This is a genomic window from Mesorhizobium comanense, assembly GCF_005503535.1.
GTDB lineage: Bacteria > Pseudomonadota > Alphaproteobacteria > Rhizobiales > Rhizobiaceae > Mesorhizobium > Mesorhizobium comanense.
This window is the reverse complement of sequence record NZ_SCNN01000003.1, coordinates 170857-193183: the sequence shown is the minus strand read 5'-3', so window position 1 is coordinate 193183 and position 22327 is coordinate 170857. Positions and strand designations below refer to the sequence as shown.

Below are 22327 nucleotides of genomic sequence, written 5' to 3'. Positions count from 1 at the left end.
AAAAGCACGGTCGCCACTGTATTTTACGGTTGCCCCGCGCAATTGTCCTGGAGCATCATCGGCGGCCTGAAACCCGGTCTCCGGGAAAGAGGCTCGAACAGGCAGGCAGGGTGAGGCGAACGGCATGATGGCGGCGGATTTCGAACGGGCGATCGGCCAGGCGTTCACCATCGACGCGGGTGGACAGCGGATTTCGCTCGAATTGAGCGCGGTCAACCGCATCGCGTCCAGCCCGCGCCCGGACGGCGGCTTCTCGCTCATCTTCAGGGGTCCGCGCGAAATCGCCCTGCCGCAGGCGACCTATCGCCTTGCCGGCAATGGCGCGGTCCACGACATCTTCATCGTGCCGGTCGCCGCCGACGCGGCCGGGCGGCTTTATGAAGCGGTGTTCAATTAGGGGTTGCTTCGGCGACATTCATCGGGACCCGACGCACTATAACCGGGCTGGACGCCCCAATTCCATCGTCAGCGCTGCCCCTCATTGCCCTGCCGGGCATTTCTCCCCGTATAGGGACGGGAAGAAAGAGCGGACGTGACGACGGCGCGCTATACTGCGAAGTCGGTAGTTGGCGAGACCGTCGATGACAGCTTCCCTCTCCCCGTCCCTATACGGGGAGAGGATGCCGGCAGGCAGGTGAGGGGCGGCGCCGACGGATGGACTATTGTAATGTAGGAGGCGCGATGATCATGGACTGCTAGCCGGCGGCGCGCACGCCATGAGATCGTAGACGCCCTTGTCCTCGACGGCGGCGAAGCCGAGTTCGAGATAGAGCCGCCGCGCCGGATTGTTCTTCTCGACATGGATCGATGCCGATTTGCCTGACACCCATGCCTCGTCGATGAGGTCGCGAAGCAGGGCGCCGCCCAGGCCCTTGCGGCGATGCGCGGGCAAGAAGGCAATGTCGATGATACGATGCTGACTCGGCCAGCGCTCGATGTAGAGCCGGCCGATATCCTGCCCGGCCCGGCCTATCACCAGCCAGTCGGCTTCGGGGTAATGTTTGTGATAATGCGCGTGCTGCGCCTGGAACTGCATGCCGAGGAAGGCGAACTTCTGCGCCTCGCTCCAGTCGGTCACTGCCAGCTCTTCCATGCGGGTCGAAGCATAGAGACGCGACAGAAAAGGCAGGTCGGCGTCCGCCGCGTGGCGGAAGGTCAGCCCGGCCTGCCGCGACCGGTCCCAGGCCGGAGTGCAATAGGACGGGCCGGACAGTGCGGCGCTGCCAGCGATCAACGGATCAGACCGGCGGCGTCAGGTCGCGCACCACCAAGGCCTGCTTGATGCCCGTGTCGGCCAGCATCGTCCAGGCCCATTCCCATTCGGAACTGTCCATCAGCATCTGGTTGATCGTCCACAGGCCGTTGGTGCCGTTGTTGGTGATGATCATGCTGAACAGGGCCAGCCGGCCGTCGGCATTGTAGTCGAGCGACAGCCGCGTGTTGGCGCTGGAGCCGTTGAAATCGCGCCACCCCGACCAGTTCTGCGTAGCGGCGTCATATTGGGCGTTGAACGAGTGAACATGCTGCTGGTCGGAGGCGGCAAGCATGATGTCGCCGTCGCCCTGGATGCCGGCGCACAGCGTATATTTGGGAACCCTGCTGTATCCCGGCGTCGCCCAGACCGTCCAGGTGTCGGAGCCGGCCGGCTGTTGCTTGGTGTGCAGAACCTGGCCCCCTTGCGTCATGGCGAAGAGGTTGGTGGCGCCCAGTGGGCCGACCACCGGCGCCATTTCGGTGAACAGGCCGGTGGCCGGAGTGTCGATCTGCACCCACTGCGTCCAGTCGGCGGGGACCAGCGCCTGCGCCTTGGCCTGCTGGCAGCGGTAGAGATGCAGCCCCGAATTGATGCCGAACAGCGCGATGCGGCCATCGGCCTGACGTATGGCGGTGACCGCCACCAGCCCGCCGGGGATCTGCTGCCAGGCGCTCCACGGCTGGGCGGGCGGCCTGAGCTCGTCCACCGTGACCACGATGGGCGTCGTCGTGCCCGGCGGCGTGATGGTCTTCTGGACTTGCACGATTTGGTCCGGGTTCTGGTAGATCCACCAGATGCGGCCCTGATTGTCGGTGAGGAAGATTTCGATGCGGCCGTCGACGTCCCGCGCCATCGAGAGCTTCTGATAGCTGGTGACACCGGGCGGCGCGCCGATATTGACGGGCGGGTTCCATTTGTCGATCGGCCCGACCTGGTTGGCGTCCTCGGTGATGAAGGACAGGTTGACGGTCCCCGAAGCCTGCGCGACCACCGCGACGCGGCCGTCCTTGGTCAGCCCGACGGTCATGATCAGATAGGCGCCGGGCGCGATGGGCGACCATGCGGAAGCCCACGCCCCGTTGGGCGAGGCCTGCGCCTTCTGGATCAACTGGCCCGCAGGAGCATTGATGGCCACGACCATCAGCCGCGACAGTTCGAAGAAGGGCGCACCTGGAGCAGAGGGGGCTGCTGCTCCGGAGGTCAGCGCGCTGGCCTTGGCAGCCGCCTTGGGCGCCGGCGCGGGCTTCTTCGCCGCGGCAGCTTTCGACTTCGGTTCAGCTTTCTTGGCCATGATATCGATCCTGCCTGTGGCTCGGAATTCAGGTTCTCGGCGGGAAAACGCCTTGCAGCGCGATGCAGAAGCTCAGTGTGATGTAGGGCATCATGTTGTTATGCGGCTGGTCGCCACCAGCCGGAGCAATGGTCTGACCTGACAATGCCGCTAGATTCGCGGCGGGCGTATAGATGTTTCCCTGAGACGTCTTCCCGATCGCTGTATTGCTGGGAACGTTCGTGTTGGCGGCGAAATTGCCTGGCACACTCAAAACCTGATGTGGATGGAATGGCATTTCGCTCTGCAGCAGAGTGACCGTCTCAGAGCCCCCGGTCTCGCCCAGATCGTGCAGGGACAGGCCTGGACCTTGACCAGGATGCATTGGCGCATTGCCCTGCATATCCGGCAAGGCGAAGTTCGACTTGCCGTTGCCGCCATAAGTGGTGCCAAGCAGCGAAAACAGGGCGGTGTTTTGCGAAACCGGCAGCAGTTGCCCGTCGCAGAACGCCCAACCCTTGGGCGCAAAATTGAACGGAAAAATCCGGATTTCGGCGACGAATGGGTCGGCCATTGGTGTCCTCTTAAGTCTGTGACGGGAAAATCCCAAACAGCGAGATGATGAACTCCACGCACAGATAGGGCTGGAGATTACTGTGCGGCTGGCTTCCGCCGACGCCGTTGATGAATTGCGTGGCCATCGCAATCGAAGGAACGGCGTTGATGAACATATTAACCTGAGGCGACCTGCCGATCAGGCTGTTACCCGGATTGGGTGAATTCGCTACATCGTTCGACGCGATGAACAGGTGGCTGTGCATCGGCATCTGGTTCACATTCAGAGTGACCTCTTCGACACCGCCGCTCTGGGCAAGAGTGAAGCCATTACCCTGGTGAATGGGAAGGCGACCGCGCAGATCAGGTAGAGCGAAGGTCGATTGCCCGTCGCCGCCGTAAGTCGTGCCGATCAGGTTGAACAACGTCTCGTTTTCCGAGATCGGAACAAGCTGTCCGCTGCAGAACATCCAGCCGGCGGGCGCAAAATTGCCGGCAAACATACGGATCTCACCAACATACGGCTGTGCCACGGTCAGTCTCCGTCAGTTTTGCGAGGGGAAGATGCCCTGCAGGGCAATGCAGAAACTCAATGTCAGGAAAGGCTGCATGTTGGGATGCGCCTGGCTGCCACCGACATTGCTAACAGTGTCAGGTCGCAAATTGGTGAGGTTCTGCGTCGGCCCGAAAAGTAGATTCGGCGCAGTATTTGCGATCAGATTGCCAGCCGGAATCTGATCCGAGCCGGTGTTGCCGGACCCGCTCGCCTGGTGCGTATGCCTCGGCATCTCGGCAATCGTGAGCGTATGCTGCTGTTCACCGCCTCGCTCGCCGAGGAAATGGCCAGAACCGCCGGTATGATTAGGCACGCGACCGCGCATGTCAGGGAGGGCAAAATTCACGCGACCATCACCACCATATGTGGTGCCGAGAAGCGAGAACAGTGGCTGGTTCTGGTTGATGGGCAGGAGTTGCCCGTCGCAGAGCGCCCACCCTTTCGGAGGAAAGCCGAATGACATAATCCTGATTTCCGAGAGAAAAGGCTCGGCCATCTACGTCCTCCAACCATCGATTTTCTTTAATCTAGAAGTATCCTTCCCTAAGGGAACTGTCCAGCTATTTCATTTCACTTTTCTGCGAAGAATTCTCTGAGATTGCATTTCGATAATTCTTCACGTCAGCACAACTAGACATTGCGCTTTCTATTGACTGGGGTTGCTCGGCGTTATCGTGTGACCGCCATTATGCCCACCTGGTATTGCTCCGATCGCCCCCCCATTGTCGAGAACGGACCCAGTGGGCGTATTGCCACGACTGTTCCATGTCGTGGTGGTGTTTGAGTTGAATCCTTCGAGATAGATGTTGGCGCTTGGTCCACCGAAATTGCCGAGCACGAATGCCAAATTGCCGCTGGGCCCGGTCAGCCCGTTGACGGTGTTACCCTGGACGTTGGCGGTCAAGATTGTCGCGTCAGTATTGCTGGCTCCGCTGGTCAGGTAGATGCCATCATTGAATATGTTGCTCTGCGTCAGGTTTCGACCCGCGAATGTGAGCGTGTTGTTCATGATGGTTATATCCATTGTGCCATGATCACTGGCACCGCCCTGGCCGACGACATCGGCTTCGATGGACGGACTCCCACCATTGTTCACAATAGTGTTGCCGATTATCTCGACCACGGCTGTGGCGGCTGTGCTGCTTGTATGGATCGAGATCGGCCCTCCAATAGAATTGGCGGCCGTGTTGTTGTTTTGTATGTCACCGTTGTTGTTTATGCGGCCTTGAATATTCGCGCTATCCTGGCCATAGATGTTGATGATCGGACCGCCACTGCCATAGATCTTCTTGTTACGGTTGATGTTGAAAGTCAGCTGTGCGGTATCCTGCGCATTGAGCCCGATAGCACGGCTGAGCTGATTGGTGCCGGTGGGATCGAAGGTATTGCCATTGCCGGCAGTGCCGCCGTCCGTGATGTTGACGTTAAGTGTCGATGTCTGCTTGGCGAAGCCTTCGAAGCCCGACGTCTTCATATTGAGGAAGCTGCTGTTTGAAACATTGACGGTCGCTGTTGCGGTGCCGGTCGTAGTGAAGGCGATGCCCCCGGACCCGTTGCTGGAATCCCTGGTGTTCTGGAAGGTGCTGCCGGTGACATTCAGTGTCAGCGTGCCGGAGTTGTTGCGCACTTCAAACAGGTTTTCGCCAGCGCTGGTATCCCCTGGCACGAAGCCAAATGTTGAATTGGTGACCGCTGAGGTGCCCGAAAGGTTCCAGAGCTTGACATTGCCCTCGCCCACCTGGTCGCCAAAGCCGGTTACCGTGGAGTTGGCAATCGTCAAGTTTGATACGTTCTGGCCGTTGATGCCGACCTGGACGCCCCCGTTGAGGTTGAGGTTGGTGAACGACGCCGTGGAGACGCTGCTCATGTTTATCGCAGCCTGTGCGGCGCTGTTGAATGTCGGGCCGTCGATGTTGTTCACCGTGCCGTTGCCGCTGTTGGCATTGGTGAAGTTCATGTTCGAGAGCGAAAGGTTCTTCGTCGAGGTGAACAGTGCACCCTGCACTGCATTCTGGATAGTACCACCAGACCCTGCCGTCGTGCCTGTGCCGGTCACCGTCAGGCCGCCGTTTCCGGCGGCGAGGCCGGTATTATTGAGCACGATGCCGTTGGCGGCTCCGTTCGACGAAATGCTCTGGAACGTAAGCCCGGAACCGCCAATTGTCGTGTTGACCACGTTCAGCGCAGTGCCAGTAGTGGACGTGATGGTGTTGCCGGTGCCCTGCACCGTCACCGTGCCGCCGCCGGTGGCGTTGAAGCCGGTGCCGCTGCTGGTCGTGATCGCCAGCCCGCCATTGGTGAAGTTGATGGTCGCGCCGCCATTGTTGGTCAAATCGACGGCGTTGTTGGTTCCTGTCGAAAGTGTCTTCGTCGAGCCGCCGAAATTGATCGTGCCGCCGGCATTGCTGGTGACGACGATGCCGAGGCCACCGTCGTTTCGGTTGATCGAACTGTTGGCGTCGAAATTGACCGAGCCGCCACCCATGCCCTGGATGTTGACGACATTGCCGCCAGGATTGGTGATGTCGACATTGTTAAGATTGATCGTGGCGCTGACATCATTGTTGGTCGGCGTGCCTTGGTCACCGTCGATCACGAAGGCATGGTTGGTGGCGCCGGTGGCGGTATCGATCGCGACATTGTTGAAGGTGAAGGTGCCAGTGGCGTTGTTGGCGGCGTCGCCAAGAATGGTGATGCCGCGCGCGCCGGTCAGGCTGGCATTGTTGACGGTGACGTTGCCGGCGGCGCCATCGATCAGGATGCCGGTACCGGTAGCGGCCGAGTTGTTGAGCCCGTTCGCCACGGCCGTGGTGAAACTGATGGCGCCGCCGGTCGTGTCGGTTATCGCAATCATGCGCTGGCTGGCCGTGGCCTGGGTGATCGTGCCGGCATAGGTGACGCTGGCGCTGCCGCCGACGACGTTGAAGGCGATGCCACTCGGACTGGTGATCGAGGCGCCGGTGCCGAAGCTGAACGTGCCGGTCGAGCCGCCGAGGATGTCGACGCCTGCATCGCCGCCGTTCAGCGTCGTGGTGCCGTTGAAATGGTAGGCGCCGTTTGCGTTGTTGAACTGCAGGCCGGTGCCATTGGTGGCCGACAGCGTGCCGGTGTTGAAGGTGATCGTGCCGGTGTGGCCGCCCGAGACCGACACCATCGCCTGGCCGGCGATCGCCTCGTTGATATTGCCCGAATAGGTCAGGTTGGCGCTGCCGCCGGTCACATTGATCACGGCGAGCGAGCCGCCGACCAGCGTGCCGGTGCCCAGATTGATCGTGCCGGAACCGGTGACGTTGGTGAGGACGACGCTGCTGTTGTTGCTGGCGCTGGCGGTGCTGTTGCTGGTGGAGGCGAAATTCACGCCGCTGCTGCCAACGATCACCCCGCTCATGTAGACGGCGCCGCCGCCGCTGGTCGAAATCGTGTTGTCGGCGCCACCGTCCTTGGTGACGCTGACGGTGCCGCTGCCGGTGGCGTAGAAGGCCGGGCCAGTGTTGGTGGTGATGACCAGCCCGCCATTGGTGAAGGCGACCGTCGCGTTGGTGTTGTTCGACGCATTGACGCCGGCGCTGTTGCCCGAGCTGATCGACTTCGACGTGCCGGAGAAGGTGATGGTGCCGGACGCGTTGTTGATGACGACGATGCCGTCCGCGTTCACATTGTGGCTGATGTTGCCCGACAGCGTGATGTTGCCCGCGCCCGAAGCGCGGTCCTCGATGTCGACCGCATGATAGCTGCCGCTGGTGATGGAGCCCGCATAGGTGATGGCGGCGGTGCCGCCGGTGCCAAGGCCGCCGCCGCCGACCAGGAACGCTGAGCCCGTGGCGCCGCTGAGAGTGCCGCCGCCCAGCGCCACCGAGCCGCTGACATTGCTGAAGGCGACATTGTTGGTGCCGCCGCCCGACGAGGTCGAGTCAAGGGTAATGTCGGCGGTCACGCCGGAAAGGCTGATCGCCTGGCCGAGCGTCGAAGTCACGGTTTCGGCGCCGCTGGTGGCGGTGACGCCGATCGTGCCGCCGGTTCCGACGATGCCGGTGCCGGTGGTGGTGTCGACGGTCAGCCCGCCGGTGAAGCTGGTGGTGCCGCCGGCCTGCAGGATGCCGTTGCCGCTCGTCGTGTCGATATTGGCGAGGCCGGAGACATTGAGCGTGCCTGTCGCGACATGGATGCCGCCGCCGGCGGTCGTGGTGTTGTCCACCGCCACCGTGTTGAAGTTGAAGGTACCGGTGTTGGCGGTGTTGGCGTCGATGCCGTAGCCCGAAGTGCCGGTGATGCTGGTGGCGCCCGTCACTGTAAAGGTACCGGCCACACCGTCGAAGATGATGCCGTTCGTATCGCCCGTGGAGGTGACGCTGCCCACGGTCATGTTGACCGTCAGCGGGTCGAGATTGAGGGCCGTGCCGTTGGTGGTGTCGACCGAACCGCCGCTGCTGCTCAGCGTGAAATTGGTGGCTGGCGGGCCCTTGGTGTCGACCAGCAGGCCGGTGCCGCTGTCGTTGAAGACGGTGAACGTGCCGAGGTCCAGTTTGCCGCTGGTGCCGGTGAGGCTGAGGCCGTTACCCAGGACGCGCGCGCCCGACTTGCCGATATCGAGCGTGCCCGCGCTGACGGTGCCGCCGGCGCCGTTGGAATCGAAGGTGACGTTGCTGAAGGCGATGCCGCCGCCGGTGCCCGCGGCTCCGTTGAGCACCGTATTGCCGGAGAACGACCGGATGGCGATCGAATTCTGCGTCGCGCTGACGTTCTGGCCCGAGAAGGAAGCCGCGTAGTTGGCGCCATTCGATTGCAGCGTGTTGCCGTCGATCGACAACAGAAGTGTGTTGGCCGGCGCGCCGGTGGTGCCGAAATCGAGCGCCCGGCCGCCGACTGATATGTCGTTGCTCCTGAGGAAGAAGCTGGAGGCCGAACTCGCATTGGCGGTGATGCCCCCACCGACGCCCAGATTGCGGATGATGAGGTTCTGGACGCCGCCGGTGATGAGGCCCGTGCCCGATGTCGCCAGGTTGATGACCGAACCGGACGTGTTGCTCTGCAGGACAGGCCGCAGCGTGTCGATGCCGACCGGCGCCGAGACGACCGTCGAGTTCTGAACCGTGGTAAAGTGGAACGCGGCCGAAGCGCCGCCGCTGGCGTCGACGCCGAGCTGCGAGACGTCCACGGCCGCGTCGCCGCTCTTGAAGGCAAGCAGCACCTGACCGTCGTGCAGCTGGTACGACGTGGAGCCCATGTCGATGGTCTGCTGGACGCCGCCCGTGGTCTTGTCGATCAGCACGATGACATTGGCGGAAGACAGCTGGGCATTCGCGTAGGTGCCCGGATTGGCGAGGCTGCCATCGCCCGTGCCGAGGGCATCGGCGGTGACGTAATAGACGCTGATCGACGACAGGTTCGAAATGTCGCCGCTGAAATTGACGTCGTTGAAATTGTAGTCGCCATTGGTCGGCAGGCTGTCGGTGGCGGCGATGACATAGCCGCCCATGGTCGAGATCGACGATTTGGCCGGTGCCTGACCGTCGCCGAATACCATGTTGGCATTGGTGGTACTGGAGAACTGCACGCCCTGCGCAACATTCTTGATGGTCGAGGGCCGGCCGGCTGGGCTGTTGTCCGTGTCGCCAAGCTGAATCGTGCCGGTGCCTGTCGTGCCGGCCATGTCGATGCCGAGCGTCCCGGCGAAACTGCCGCCGTTGACGTCGAAACCGGCGGCGGCGATGTTGCTGGTGCCGAGCGAAGCGCCGTTGAGATTGAGGCCGATCGCGTTGATGGCGCCGAGCCCGATCTTGATGCTCGTGGCGTCCAGCGTCGAGCCGAGCGTGCCGGAGATCTGGACGCCGCTACCGGTGATGTCCTCAAGGTCGACCACGCCGAGGCTGAGGGGGCCGCCGCCGACATTGTTCAGCGATATGCCTGTCGCGGCACCGGTGGCCGAGATCGAAGCGAAATTGACGCCACCAGCACCGACCGTCGCGCCGTCGAGCTTGAGCGCGGTTCCGGTCGTTGTCGTGATCGTATTGTCGGCACCGCCGTCCTTGGTGACGCTGACCGAGCCCGTTCCGAAGGTGCTGGCGGTGAAGCCGGCGCCGCTGGTGGTGGTGATGACCAGGCCGCCATTGGTGAAGTTGAGCGTGCTCGAGCCCTGCGCCACCGGGAAGGTCAAACCCGGAGCTTTGTAGATCGCGTCGTTGGCGCCGGTGCTGAATGTCTTCGACGTGCCGGAGAACGTGATCGTTCCGTCGGATGCGCCGTCCACCGAGACGCCGGTGCCGCCGGTGTGCGTGATCGTGCTGGAGATCGAATAGGTGCCGTCGGCGCCGGCGAAATCGAAGGCGGTCGAGGATGTCGTCGACGTCACCGTGCCGCTGAGATTGACGGTGGCGAGGTCGGCTGCGCTGACGGCCAGCGCACTGCCTTGCGTGACATTGATCGAGCCATTGTAATTCAGCGTGCCGCCGGTGTTGCCGTTGACGTCGATGGCCCAGTCGCTGGTGCTGGTGGTCGCGCCGATGCTGGCAGTGCCGCCATGGCCGCCGATGTTGACGGTGCCGCCAAATACGCCATTGAACGAAATGCCCGTGGAGCCGCCGTCGATGGTCAGGCTGGAGCCGGTAGCGTTGGCGATGTTGACCGTGCCGATCTGGCCACCGAACTGGAAGCCGTAGCCGGCAACATCGATATCAGTCGTTCCGGTGAAGTTGACCGCGCCCGTGCCGGTCACGCCGAACACGGTGACGCCGACCGCGCCGGTATTGGTCAGGCCGCCTATGTCCACATCGCCGGCGAGATCGACGGTGTTCAGCACCACGCTGCCGCCGCTGGCGGTCGCCACCGACGAAATGTTGTCGAACGTTATGCCAGCGCCGCCGACATTGGCGCCGAGCATCAGCAGTCCGTCGGCGCCGGAATTGATCTTGTTGCCGGTGCCGGTGACGGTAATCGCCGAGGGCGTACCGGGCGGGTGGTTGATGACATCGCCGATGGCTTCGAAGCCGGTTCCCGTCGTCGTCGTGATGTCGAGGCCGCCATTGGTGAAGTCGATCGTCGAATTCGTGTTCGCGCTCGGTGTTCCCGCTGGGAAGCCGCCGGGGAATCCGATGTTGACGCCGTCGGTCGCGCCCGAGTTGATCACCTTGCTCGAGCCGGAGAAGGTGATCGCGGCCGAATCGTTGCCGGCGATGACGATGTTGCCGCCGGAGTCCGCGAGCCCATCCGTCAGGTCGCCCGACAGCGTCACCGAGCCGCCCGTCATACCCTGGATCGAGACCGCCGCGCCGCTGCCGTTGGTGGCGATGGTGCCGCCATAGGAAATGTCGGCATTGCCGCCGCTCGCGGCCGTCGCCGAGCCCACATTGAACGAGGTGCCGGCCCCGGTGTTGGTCAGCGTGCCCGTGCCGAAATCGGCCGTGCCGCCGACGTTCTGCAGGTCGATGCCGGTGCCGGCGCTGAATGTCGCGCTCGTCGAGGTGAAATGAATACCGGCCGTGATGCCGTCCAGCGCAACCGCCTGGCCGTTCGAGTTGGCCACCGTGCCGGTGGTGACATTGATGGCGCCGCCGCCCGTGGCGGTGAATGCTGCCGCGCCCGCCGTCGAAACGTCCAGATTGTCGAAGGTGATCGTGGAGCCGGTATTGTTGGTGAGCGTGACACCGTTGCCGCCGGTCGTCGTCACGCCCAGATCGGCGAAGGTGATCGTCGTGCCGGTGTTGTTGGTGAGCGAAACGCCGTCGCCGCCGATCGTCACGTCGTCGGTGAACTTGACCGTGCCGCCGGTGTGGTTGGCGATCGAGATGCCGCCGCCGGTCAGCGTGCCGGCCGGCCCGCTGTTGGGCAGATCGCCGCGCGTCACCGTGATGTCGCCGCTGCCGCCATTGGCGTCGAGCAACGTGCCGGCGACGTTGATGTTGTTGTTGGTGATCGACACATTGCCGATCGTGCCGGTGGTGCCGTCGAGCTTGAACGCCGTCTGGCCGACGGCGACATTGCTGACCGTGACGCCGTTGATGACGATGCCGCCGGTGTTGTCGTAGACTGCCGGGCCTGCCGGGTTCGAGTCGATGACGAAGACCGAGCCGCTGCCGCCGCTGAAATCGAAGGCGGTGTCCTTCACCTGATTGCCGCCGAGCAGATGCAGCGTGTCGCTGCCCGTGCTCTTGACCACGCCCTCATTGCCGGTGACGACACCGCCGGTGGCGCCGAGATTGCCCTGGACATTGACCGGCTGGATCGTGCCGGAGGTGAGGATCGAGGTGCCGTTGCCGAAGCCGATGATCGACTGGCCAGCATCGAGCGTGAACGGCGTGCCGCTGAGGTCGACGGTGCCGACGAAGGCGAAGTTCAGCGTGCCGGTCATGGCGTCGGCCTCGGCGGCCGTGACCGTGGTCACCGCGGCGCTCAGCCCGTCCGTGCCGGCGGCGATGACGCCGCCGTTCTGCGAGATCATGATGGTGCCGTTGACCGCGCTGGCCAGATGGGCGTTGCCGGTGAAGGCGACATCGTTGAAATTGTAGTTGCCGAGCGCCGGATCGAGCCCGACCGTGTTGACGGTGTAGCCGCCGGCGGCCGCGATGATGCTCGACTGCAGCCCGTTGGCCGCCGTGCCGTCGCCGAAGGTGAAGTTGGCGTTGGCCGAGGTCGCGCCGACGTCGCCGGACTTGAGTTCGACGCCGACGCCGAGATCGTCGATCTTGGAACCGGCCAGGAAGGTGATGGTCTTGTTGCCGGTCGTCGACGACAGGTCGATGCCGCGCGAGGTGATGTCGCCGAGGCCCATGATCGTGGTCAGGCCGAAGCTGGCGGCCGTCGACGAGCCGCTGAAGTCGATGCCGGTCTGGTTGGCGCCGGCGCCCAGCGTCACGTTGGTCGTGCCGAAGCTGACATCGGCGTTCGTGCCGCTGAAATTGATGCCGGCGGTGCCGCCGGCCGAGCTCATCGTCACATTGGTCGTGCCGGTGAACGTGATCGAGCCGGCATTGCCGCCAATGTCGATGCCATTGCCGCTGGCGCCCGACACGGTTACCGCGCCGAAAGTAGCGCTGCCCGCAACGTTTGAGACCGACAGCCCGTTTCCGGTCGCGCCGGTGATTGATAGCGGTCCGGTCACGTCGAGTTTGGCGTTCACGCCCAGACCGCTTGAACCCATGCCGACACTGCCGACCATTGCGTTGCCGCCCCCGGTTGCCGTCAGCGCTCCAGAAAGCGTGATATGGCCGCCGGTCGGCGCCGAATTGGTGCCGATGGCGAACAGCGACGCCCCGGTACTTGCGGTGACATCGCCGGAAAGCGTGATGTCGCCGGCCGTATGCTCGATGAGAATCGCCTGTGCTGGCGCACCGGTGCTTGTGATGTCCGCACCGATCGAAACTGAAAGTGTGGCGGTGCCATCGAATATGCCGACCGCGCCGCCCGATCCGGTTTGGGTAATGGTCCCGCCGGCCATCTTGACCGTGCCGGCCGCGCTGCCGACCGTAAGTCCGAAATTGTTGGTCCCTATTATATTCAGCGATCCAAGATCGACGGTGCTCGTTGCTGTATTGCTGATGGCAACACTGCTGTTGATGGCTACAGAAGCGGTCTCGACAGAACCGGCGCTGATGGTGACGTCGTTGGTCGCGCCATCGATCCAGATGCCGTTTCTGCCAGTGCCGGTAACATCAACGGTATCGAAGGTGACATCGCCGTTCGCGTTGTGGAGATAAATGCCTTCGAACTGGGTGTTAGCTACCGTAGCGGAAGCAAAGTTAAAGGTGGCGGGCGAGCCTGAGATGAAGATGCCATACACGCTGGCGCCACCGACGGTGACGTTGCCGCCCGAAAAAGTTCCGCCATCAACGTTGTTGAAGGCGAGTCCTGTGCCCGCAACAACTCCTGTTGTGATGCTGTCGAAGGCAACGCCACCACTACCTATAGTGACGCTGGTGAGGTTGATCGCCTGCCCCGTGGTCGTCTTGATCGATTCATCGCCTGCCGTCGCCGCGACGCCAATCGTGCCGCCGCCCGTCGCCGTGAAGCCGGCGCCGCTGGTCGTGTCGATGTTCAGGCCGCCGGTGAAATTGATCTTGCCGCCTGTGTTGGCGGTCAGGTCGATGGCGTTGGCCGCGCCGGTGCTGGCCGTCACCAGGCCGCCGAAGGTGGCGCTGCCGCCGGTCATGGCGTTGATCTTGACCGCGCTCGCGGCGGCGGTCTGGTTGATCGTGCCGTTGTAGGTGAGGTTGGGCGTCGAGGAATCGATGTTGAAGGCGACGCCCGTCGTGCCGGCGATCGAGCTCGCCGCGTCGAAGGTCAGGGTGCCGGTCGTACCGCCGGTGATGCTGACGCCGGTGCCGGCGCTGGTGACGTCGAAATTGTTGAATGTGCCGGTGCCGGTGAAACCGTTGAGCGAGAGGCCGGTGGCGACGCTGCTCACCGTCACGCCCTGGATCGTCAGGCTGCCGGAGCCGGAGGCGCTGATCGCCGCGCCCGAGCCGCCGGAAATGTTGAAATCCTCCAACGTGCCGCCGCCGGCCGCCGTCACCACCGCGCCGGCGCCGGAATTGGTCAGTGTCGCCGCGCCGCCGCCCGGATCAGTGACCACCTGGTCATGCTCGACATCGTCGCCGGTGACGTTCATCGGCACGCCGCCGAGCGAGAACGAGCGGCCATTGCCGAACGAGGCCAGCGTCTGCCCGGCGCTCAGCGAGAAGCCGCCACTGGCATCGATCGCCGTACCGTCATTGACCAGCACGAAGATCGCGCCGCTGGCGGTGTTGGCATCGGCGGTCGCGATCGAGGCCAGGTCGAGAAGCGACGCGCCGCTGCCCGTCCCGGTCTGCATCGAGCCGACGAAGATGACGTTGTGCGTATCGAACAGCTGCGGGCCGACAAGATCGGTCGGGCCGAACCCGTAGGTGCCGGTCAGGTTGAGGCCGCGCGCGTCGAGCGACGCCACCGTGCCGGTGATCGACCCGCCGCCGAACGTGAAGGACGTATTGGCACTGGTTCCCGATGCGCCATTCGTGCCCAGTTGCACACCCGTGCCCACGGCAATCGTGCCGCTGCCGATGGCCACCGAACCGCCGGTGGCGCCGGAAAGGTCGATGCCGGTCGAGGTGCCGGTGCCGGTGATGTTGAGCAGCGTGGCGGTGAAGGTCGACCGGCTGCCCGACAGGTCGAGCCCGGTATGGCCACTGGTCAGCCCTGAAATGTAGACGTTGCCGAAACCGATCGTGCCGTTGATGCCCGAGACATCGATGCCGCCCGCGTTTGGCGCCTGGATCGTCACGTCGCCGCCGAAGCGGATCGCCGCCGGCGAATCCGTGATCTGGATCGCCGGTCCGGTGGTGTTGGAGATCGTGGTCGTGCCGTTGACGGTGAAGCTGCCCGAGACCTGATCGAGCACGACGCCCGCCGGACCGCCAGTCTGAGAGATCGAATCCAGCACCACATGGGCGGTGATCGGATCGATGTAGACGCCGATGCCGCCATTGCCGGAGATCGCGCCGCCCGTGGTGGTGAAGGTGCCGCCGCTCGAGGTGCCCTGTACCGTTATGCCGCGATCGGTGTTGTTCTGCGCATTGACGGTGGCGAAGGTGTAGGTGCCATGGCCCGTAATATCGAGGCCGTCGTCATGGTTGCCGGACAGCAGTGTCGTGCCGGTGAAATTGTAGGTGCCGCTGTCTTCGATGTGCAGGCCGTCGAGACCGTTGTTCGTCGACGTGAAGTTGGACGCGCTGATGTTGCTGGTATCGCCGCTGAAATTGGCGCCGTTGCCGGTGACGCCGTCGACGGTCACCTTGGTCAGCGTGCCGGTCTTGCCGGCGCCGAGAATGCCGTTGCCGTCGCCGGTTATGGTGATGCCGTTCAGCGTGTTGTTGTTGGCGAGCGTAATGACATTGGTCGAGCCGACACCCTGGATCGTGCCGTCGCTGCCGCCGAGGTTGAAGGTGGCGGTGCCGCCGCCGAACAGTTTCGCGGTGACGCTCTCGCCGCCGCCGATGACGGTCTGGCCGTTGGCAAGCGTCACGCCAGCGGTCGTCAAATTTCCGTTGCCACCAAGTGCCACCACGAAGCCGCTGGTGCCGGCCTGGGAGACCGCACTGTCCAGCGTCGTCGGGGCCGCCAACGTGCCGGTGCCGGCACCCACGCCATCGGCGTAGTAGAACTTGCCGAAGGCCGCGTTGTTGGCGGCATTGATGGCCACGCGCGTGAACGAGCCGCCGTCAAAATCCTGCGACTGGACCCTGACGCCGATATCGCCGCGCACCCGCTCGTTGACGCGCTTGCGCAGGCCTTCGCTGACCGGATAGACCGGATCCGCCGCGCTGATCGCCCCGGTCGTGTCCGAGCCATGGCCGGGGTTGAAGGGAATGTTCAGCCGCACGCTGCCGGCGAACTGGGTGTGATCGCGATTGTCATCACGGACCTCGCCGGCGAGCACCAGTTCGGTGCCGCTGCCGAAGACATCGCCGATCGTGTATTCGAACCCGGCCTTGGCGCCGGTGACGCTGCCGTCGTCGCCGTGCGGATCCTCGAAATGGTAGCCGCCAATGTCGAGCCGCAGCGAATGCTTGTCGGGCAGGTTGAGCGGAACCCGGGCGCCGACCTCGCCTTCGATGCCCCAGGCCGCGTAGTCGCGATGGTCGAGCACCGATATCTGTTCGATGAGCTGGTTGGAGACCATAGACAGGGTCGAAGAGACCGACTGGCCGGTCGAGTCGCCCTTTATCGGCACGAAGACGTTCACATGCGCGTCGAAGTTGGGCGTGATGGCCTCGACGCCCAGCGTGCCTGCCGTGAACTGCGTGCTGTTGTAGTTCTCGAGGTTGATATAGGCGTAGCCGCCGAGCATCAGGTCGGGGTTGACGATGCGGCGGATGCCAAGGCCGATATCCTGGCCGGAAGCATCCTTGAAATCGTGCTTGGCCCTGACATCCAGGAACAGCACCGATTCGGCCGTCTGCTTGATCGGGATGAAGCCTTCGAGCGCGGCGTTGCCGCCATTGTTGTCGGCGCCGACGATTGCCCGTATCTGCGGCTGCCAGAGCCCGGCATCGTCGCCATAGGCGACCGCGCCGGAGAGCGCCAGCGCCAGCGTTGAAAGCGCTGTCGTCTTCAGCAACTGTCCAGCAAAACGCGAACGACCGACGACGGCGCGCGCGTGGAACCTTTCCCCACGCACCGTCATCTCACCAACTTGCCGAGACTTCTCGGTAGTTCCCATCCCTGGCGAGTCCTTCTGGGACTTGCACGTCCCGCGTGTGTAAATTTCTACGCCAATTCTATTGTATAGCGAGCCCTGACGACCTCGAATTCAGTTATTTCGTGCTAAAGTTCTTATGTGTGGCAAGACGGTCACAGTAGATTTGCCGGCTTGCTTGGGCGCGACTCCGCTTTCGGAGCAGTGCGGGCTGTTGTATCAAGCCTCGAACGAGAAAATACGTGCGTGGGCAAGGAACGTTGCGGGGGTCATGAAGATCATGATAGTTATTTCAGCTATGACTAATTTGCCTCGCCGAATCGCCGGAACGGCCGCGCTCTGCCTGGGCCTGGCCTGGCTGGGACCGGCGTTTGCCGAGGACGCGAAGCCCGCGCAGGCCAAGGAATCCAAGCCCGGTCCCGCCGACTCCAATCCGTGGGCGGTGAATTGCTCCAGCGGGTCGGCGGGCACCGAGCTTCAGTGCCAGCTGTCACAGAACCTCACCGAGGCCAAGACGGGACAGCGCGTGCTGACCGTGACGGTGCGCCGCGACAACGCCAATGGCAGCCTCGCCATGCTGCTCGCCTTGCCGCACGGGCTGTTCCTGCCGTCCGGCGCCAGTTATCAGGTCGACCAGGGGCAGAAAACGACCATCGCCATCCAGACCAGCGACCAGAACGGCGCCTATGCCGCCACGCCGCTGTCGCCGGACCTCGTCAAGGCGATGAAGTCGGGCACCAGCCTCAACATCGGCATGGAATCGGTCACCCGCAAGCCGGTCACCATCCCGGTGTCGCTGGCCGGCTTCACCGCAGCGCTCGCCAAGCTGGAATCGATCAAGTAGGGCGGCATTTGTGGGACTGGCCGAAGCCCTCCCAACTTCGTCATCCTAGGGCGAAGCAGGAGCGAAGCTCCGTCGCGGAGACCCTGGGATCCATTCCGTGACCTTATCGAAGGGTGCTGCGGAGCAGAATTCTGAACCGTCCCAACGCTCCAGAGTCCCGGCATGGATCCCTTGGGCTGCAGAGCAGCTCCAGGGGTCTGCGCCACGTCGCTACGCTCCTTGCTCCGCCCGCGGATGACGAAATCGTAAAGGCATGCCGGGCATCAATATCGTAAGCACTCCGCTTGATTGTCCGCACGCGGAATGCTCCGGTGTCGCCCTGCACACCGGAGACAGATCATGACGGGCTTCGTCGACCGCCAGCACGCCACCGAGCTGATGCAGCGCGCCGGCATTTCGGCGCTGGTGCTCAGCGCACCGGAGGCCTTCCACTATGCGACCGGTGCATGGATAGGCCCCGCGGGGCTGTTCCGGCGCGCCGGCGGCGGTTTCGTCGTCATCCCGGCCAGACAGGACCTGCCGATCGGCATCGTCGCCGCCGACTTCAACGCAGCGCAGCTGCGGGCCGCCTTGCCCGAGGCGGCCGTGCGCTCACACGCAATCTGGATCGAATCCGCGCCGGTCGAGGTGTCGTCACAAGGCAAATCGCTGCCGGACCGGATCGAAGCCGGACTGGCATCGCTCGGCCGGGATCCGGACTTTTCGCGCCCCGCCACCTTCGATCTCACCGGCTCGGTGCGCCAGCTGCAGGCCATGCTGGAGGACTTCGAACTCGGCCAGGCAACGCTCGGCATCGATCTCGACTTCGTGCCGGTCGCCGATTTCTCGGTCATGCGCACACTGCTGCCCCGCTGCCCGATGGTCGACGGGTCGCCAGTGCTGGACAGGCTGAGGGCGATCAAGCAGGCACGCGAGATCGACCTCCTGCGGCAAGGCATCATCCTGTCGGAGGCCGGGCTGGAGCGCTTGCAGGTGGACGCGATGGCCGGCATGCGTCAGGCCGACCTCGTCGCACTCTACCGCAAGGGCGTCGCCGACGCGGCGGCGGGGCTCTCCCATCCCGTCGTCACCGCCGAATATGTCACGCTCGGCGCGCGGGCCAGGGGCGCCGACGCCAAGGCAGCGGCCGGCGATCCGTTGAAATGCGACATGGTCTGCACGGTCGGCGGCTACGCCTCGGACATGTCGCGCAATTTCACCTTCGGTCCGCCTTCCGCCGATCAGGCCGAACTCCACGCCATCGCCGAACGCGCCTTCGAGGACGGGCTGGCCGAACTTGTCCCCGGCAACACGCTTGGCCACGTCCACCGGGTCACCACCGCCAGCCTCGCCCGGCAGGGGTTGCCCTCTTTCCGGCGCGGCCATTTCGGCCATGGCGTCGGCCAGTCGGTGTTTTCGGAGCAATGGCCGTTCATCGCGGCGGACAGCGATGTCGCGATCGAGGCCGGCATGGTGCTGGCCTTCGAAATCCCGCTCTATATCGATGGCCTCGCCAGCTTCAATCTCGAGGACCAGTTCCTGATCACGCCGGACGGCCCGGTTGCGATGAACCGGCTGCCGAGGCGGCTGGAGAGGATTGGGTAGGCCGGCGTTCTACGGCGCCCCTCTGCCCTGCCGGGCATCTCCCCCACGAGGGGGGAGATTGACTGACACGACTGCCTTCGCCAATTTTGTACGTGGCAAGGAGAAGGGCCGGCGCCGAAACTGCCGATCTCCCCACCCGTGGGGGAGATGGCCGGCAGGCCAGAGGGGGGCGTCGTAGAGCGCAACCGCCGATGCCCTGCCACTCCCCTGCTTTTCCGGCTAACTAACCACTCACCGGCGGGCGCCGCTCCTTCCACGGCATCGCCTGCTCCAGCTGCGTCGAGGCGGCCAGCACCGTCGCCTCGTCGCCATAGCGGCCGACGAGCTGCACGCCGATCGGCACCCCACCCTTCGACCATCCCAGCGGCAGCGAGATCGCTGGCTGGCCAGAGATGTTGAAGGGGAAGGCGAAGACGGCGTCCGTCCATTTGGCGTTGTAGCGGTCGATGTCGGTCTCCGACATGTCGTAGAAGCCGAACGGGCGCGGCAGCTGCGTCAGCGTCGGCGTGACGAAGAGATCGTAGCCATCGAGATCGCCGACGATGTCGCGGCCGACCTGCCGCAACCGCTCGACGTCGGAAATGTGCCTGGTGCCGCTGGTGGCGCGGCCGCGCTCGATGATCGCCCAGGTCACCGCCTCCACGTCGCCAGGCGCCACCGGCCGGCCGATCAACGTTTCCAGATAGTCGAAGGTCGCCGCCGTCTGCACGCAGGTCATGTTGGTGTAGGTCGCCCACACGCCGTCGGCGTCGAGCGGCATGTCGTGCTCCTCGACATGGTGGCCGAGGCCTTCAAGCGCCGCGACGGTCGCCAGCACCGCGGCCTTCACCTCCGGGTCGATGGCGGTGCCGTTGGGCGGCGTGACGGTGAAGCCGATGCGCAGCTTCCTGGGCGCCTTCGCCGACAGGGTGAGCCAGGAGCCGTCCGGCACCGGCGGCGTGTAGGGATCGCCCGGCAGCGCGCCGGCCACGGCGTCGAGATAGGCCGCCGTATCGCGCACGCTGCGCGAGCAGCACAGGAAATAGGCGCCGCCATACCAATAGTCGCCGAACGGCGCGAGGCTGACGCGGCCGCGCGATGGTTTCAGCCCGACGATGCCGCAGCACGAGGCAGGCACGCGGATCGAGCCGGCGCCGTCGCTGGCTTCCGCGATCGGCACCATGCGCGAGGCGATGGCGGCGGCAGCGCCCCCGCTCGAGCCGCCGGGCGTGATGCCTTCCTTCCAGGGGTTCTTCGTCGTGCCGTAAAGCTTCGGCTCGGTCGTGATCGACCAGCCGTTTTCCGGCGCGTTCGACTTGCCGACCAGCACCAGCCCGGCCTTTTTCATGCGGCGGACCACCTCGGTGTCGAAATCGGCAACGACATCCTTGAGGTAGAAGGAAGAATTGGTGTTGGGCGTGCCCGCCCAGGACGAGGCCAGTTCCTTGAGCAGGAACGGCACGCCGGCGAAGGGAGCCGATTTGTCGACGGCGCCCGCCTGCGCACGCGCCATGTCATAGAGGCGATGAATCACTGCGTTGAGCGCGGGGTTCACGCTTTCGATGACGGTGATCGCCGCCTCGGTCAGCTCGGCCGGCGAGACCTCGCCCCGATGCACGAGGTCGGCGAGAGCCAGCGCGTCGGACTCCGTATAGGTTTTCAGCAGACTGTCGGTGACCATGTCTCTCTCCCAAATTTCCATGCTCTCGCCGCCGCACTCAAGAATGCGCGAGCCATCGCCACCGGCCGATTGCAAAGGTAAGCGCTGCCCCTCATCCGCCTGCCGGCACCTTCTCCCCGTATAGGGACGGGGAGAAGGGAGAAACTCCTGCGCTGCCGGCGCCGTCTCCAGCGCCAGCGGCCGGATTGCGTCAGGCCAGTTCGACGGTGCGTCCGAGCACGATGCTCTGTTCGGCGGCCAGCACGATGCGCAGGCTGTTGACCGCCGCGTCCATCTGCTCGGTCAAATCGAGGTCTTCGCGGATGGCGCGCAGGAAGAAAGCCTGCTCGCGATCGCACAGTTCCTGGTGGCCGGGCTCGTCCTCCATGCTGACGATCTCGTCGGGTTTCGAAAAATTCTTGTCGCCGTCGACGGCGGCGTAGTGGATCTTCAGCGCGTCGGTCTTGGTGTGCCGGTCGATATCGGCGGAATCGGAAACCTCCTCGGCGTCCTTTGCATCGCCCGCTCCCTGGCCGGCGACGATCGAGACCGCGCCCTTGGGGCCGACGACATCCTTCACGAAGTAAGCCGTCTCGCTCATCATCGGGCCCCAGCCGGCCTCGTACCAGCCGACCGAGCCGTCATCGAAAGTGACATGCAGATGGCCGTAATTCTGCTTGTCGGCTTCCGCCCAGAGTTTCGCGCCGATGCCATGCACCCGCACCGGCCTGGCGCCGGTCAGCTGGCACATGACGTCGACATAGTGGACACCGCAGTCGACGATCGGGATCAGCGAATCGATCAGGTTCTTGTGCCAGTGCCAGGCGCTGCCGCTGCTCTGCTGGTTGAGGTTGAGCCGCATCACCAGCGGCTTGCCCAGCGTCTTGCCAACCTCGATGAATTTCATCCAGGACGGATGGACGCGCAGGATATAGCCGAGCACCAGCTTGCGGTTTTTCGCCCGCGCCGCAGCCACCACTTTCTCGGCATCCTCGATGTTGGTCGCGAGCGGCTTTTCCATGAACACATGGCAATTGGCCGCGATCGCCTTCAGCGCGTATTCGGCATGCGTGTTCGGCCAGCTGTTGATGGAGACGGCGTCCGGCTTCGTCTCCTTCAAGGCCAGGTCGAAATCCTCGAAGAGCGGATAGCCGGAAAGCTCGGCCGGGATCTTCTTGCTGCTCTTGATCGAGCGGCTCATGATGCCGACGATCTCGAACCCTTCGGAGCGATGATAGGCGCTGGCATGCGACGCGCCCATATTGCCCAGCCCCACGACCAGCACTCTTACCTTGTCGGCCACATCAGCCTCCCAGTTCTTGATTGAATCTTGGGCGGCGACAGTACCGCCCACATTGGTCATCCAGGTTTGCGCCGCCCCTCATTGCCTGGCGCCTTCCTCTCCCCCGTCGATCGGGGGAGAGGTGTCGAGCGTAGCTCGACGGAGTGGGGGTCGACC

11 protein-coding genes are annotated in these 22327 nt (G+C 64.0%); 3 read left to right on the top strand and 8 right to left on the bottom strand.

The genetic code is table 11. The features are described 5' to 3' along the window. Positions 1-124: 124 nt before the first annotated feature. Positions 125-397: a DUF6916 family protein gene (locus FFS37_RS07485; protein WP_232375598.1), complete on the top strand. Its 273-nt coding sequence runs from the start codon at positions 125-127 to the stop codon at positions 395-397. 288 nt (positions 398-685) lie between these two features. Here FFS37_RS07485 and FFS37_RS07480 read toward each other — a convergent pair whose 3' ends face one another. The 6 genes from FFS37_RS07480 to FFS37_RS07455 form a co-directional block, all read right to left on the bottom strand. Next, positions 686-1234, bottom strand: coding sequence for a GNAT family N-acetyltransferase (locus FFS37_RS07480; protein WP_232375597.1), 549 nt, complete (start codon positions 1232-1234; stop codon positions 686-688). Between the two features lie 4 nt (positions 1235-1238). Further along, a complete protein-coding gene (locus FFS37_RS07475) occupies positions 1239-2546 on the bottom strand; it encodes a hypothetical protein (RefSeq protein WP_137930303.1) in 1308 nt (435 codons plus the stop codon). A 28-nt stretch (positions 2547-2574) separates the two neighbouring features. Next, positions 2575-3099: a phage tail protein gene (locus FFS37_RS07470; protein ID WP_137930302.1), complete on the bottom strand. Its 525-nt coding sequence runs from the start codon at positions 3097-3099 to the stop codon at positions 2575-2577. A 10-nt stretch (positions 3100-3109) separates the two neighbouring features. Continuing rightward, positions 3110-3613, bottom strand: a complete 504-nt coding sequence (locus tag FFS37_RS07465; RefSeq protein ID WP_137930301.1) for a phage tail protein — start codon at positions 3611-3613, stop codon at positions 3110-3112. A 12-nt stretch (positions 3614-3625) separates the two neighbouring features. After that, positions 3626-4132: a phage tail protein gene (locus FFS37_RS07460; RefSeq protein ID WP_137930300.1), complete on the bottom strand. Its 507-nt coding sequence runs from the start codon at positions 4130-4132 to the stop codon at positions 3626-3628. Between the two features lie 150 nt (positions 4133-4282). After that, on the bottom strand, positions 4283-16789 hold the full coding sequence (locus FFS37_RS07455; protein ID WP_232375596.1) for a hypothetical protein: 12507 nt from the start codon (positions 16787-16789) through the stop codon (positions 4283-4285). Between the two features lie 310 nt (positions 16790-17099). Between FFS37_RS07455 and FFS37_RS07450 the strand changes: the two genes are divergently transcribed. Both FFS37_RS07450 and FFS37_RS07445 read left to right on the top strand, forming a co-directional pair. Further along, positions 17100-17645: an invasion associated locus B family protein gene (locus tag FFS37_RS07450; RefSeq protein ID WP_232375595.1), complete on the top strand. Its 546-nt coding sequence runs from the start codon at positions 17100-17102 to the stop codon at positions 17643-17645. Between the two features lie 339 nt (positions 17646-17984). Beyond that, a complete protein-coding gene (locus FFS37_RS07445; RefSeq protein ID WP_137930297.1) occupies positions 17985-19229 on the top strand; it encodes a M24 family metallopeptidase in 1245 nt (414 codons plus the stop codon). A 223-nt stretch (positions 19230-19452) separates the two neighbouring features. Here FFS37_RS07445 and FFS37_RS07435 read toward each other — a convergent pair whose 3' ends face one another. Both FFS37_RS07435 and FFS37_RS07430 read right to left on the bottom strand, forming a co-directional pair. After that, positions 19453-20889 (bottom strand): amidase, encoded by a 1437-nt coding sequence (locus FFS37_RS07435; RefSeq protein WP_137930295.1) that lies wholly within the window; start codon positions 20887-20889, stop codon positions 19453-19455. Positions 20890-21079: 190 nt separating this feature from the next. Then, the gene (locus FFS37_RS07430; protein WP_137930294.1) at positions 21080-22171 is read right to left on the bottom strand and encodes a Gfo/Idh/MocA family protein; all 1092 of its coding nucleotides are present in this window, start codon (positions 22169-22171) and stop codon (positions 21080-21082) included. Positions 22172-22327 lie beyond the last annotated feature (156 nt).

Excerpts from the sequence above, each read along its gene's own strand:
- FFS37_RS07460 (WP_137930300.1), bottom strand. The coding sequence starts at position 4,132 with ATGGCCGAGCCTTTTCTCTCGGAAATCAGGATTATGTCATTCGGCTTT.
- FFS37_RS07470 (WP_137930302.1), bottom strand. The coding sequence starts at position 3,099 with ATGGCCGACCCATTCGTCGCCGAAATCCGGATTTTTCCGTTCAATTTT.
- FFS37_RS07435 (WP_137930295.1), bottom strand. The coding sequence starts at position 20,889 with ATGGTCACCGACAGTCTGCTGAAAACCTATACGGAGTCCGACGCGCTG.
- FFS37_RS07475 (WP_137930303.1), bottom strand. The coding sequence starts at position 2,546 with ATGGCCAAGAAAGCTGAACCGAAGTCGAAAGCTGCCGCGGCGAAGAAG.
- FFS37_RS07445 (WP_137930297.1), top strand. The coding sequence starts at position 17,985 with ATGACGGGCTTCGTCGACCGCCAGCACGCCACCGAGCTGATGCAGCGC.
- FFS37_RS07485 (WP_232375598.1), top strand. The coding sequence starts at position 125 with ATGATGGCGGCGGATTTCGAACGGGCGATCGGCCAGGCGTTCACCATC.
- FFS37_RS07455 (WP_232375596.1), bottom strand. The coding sequence starts at position 16,789 with ATGACGGTGCGTGGGGAAAGGTTCCACGCGCGCGCCGTCGTCGGTCGT.
- FFS37_RS07450 (WP_232375595.1), top strand. The coding sequence starts at position 17,100 with ATGACTAATTTGCCTCGCCGAATCGCCGGAACGGCCGCGCTCTGCCTG.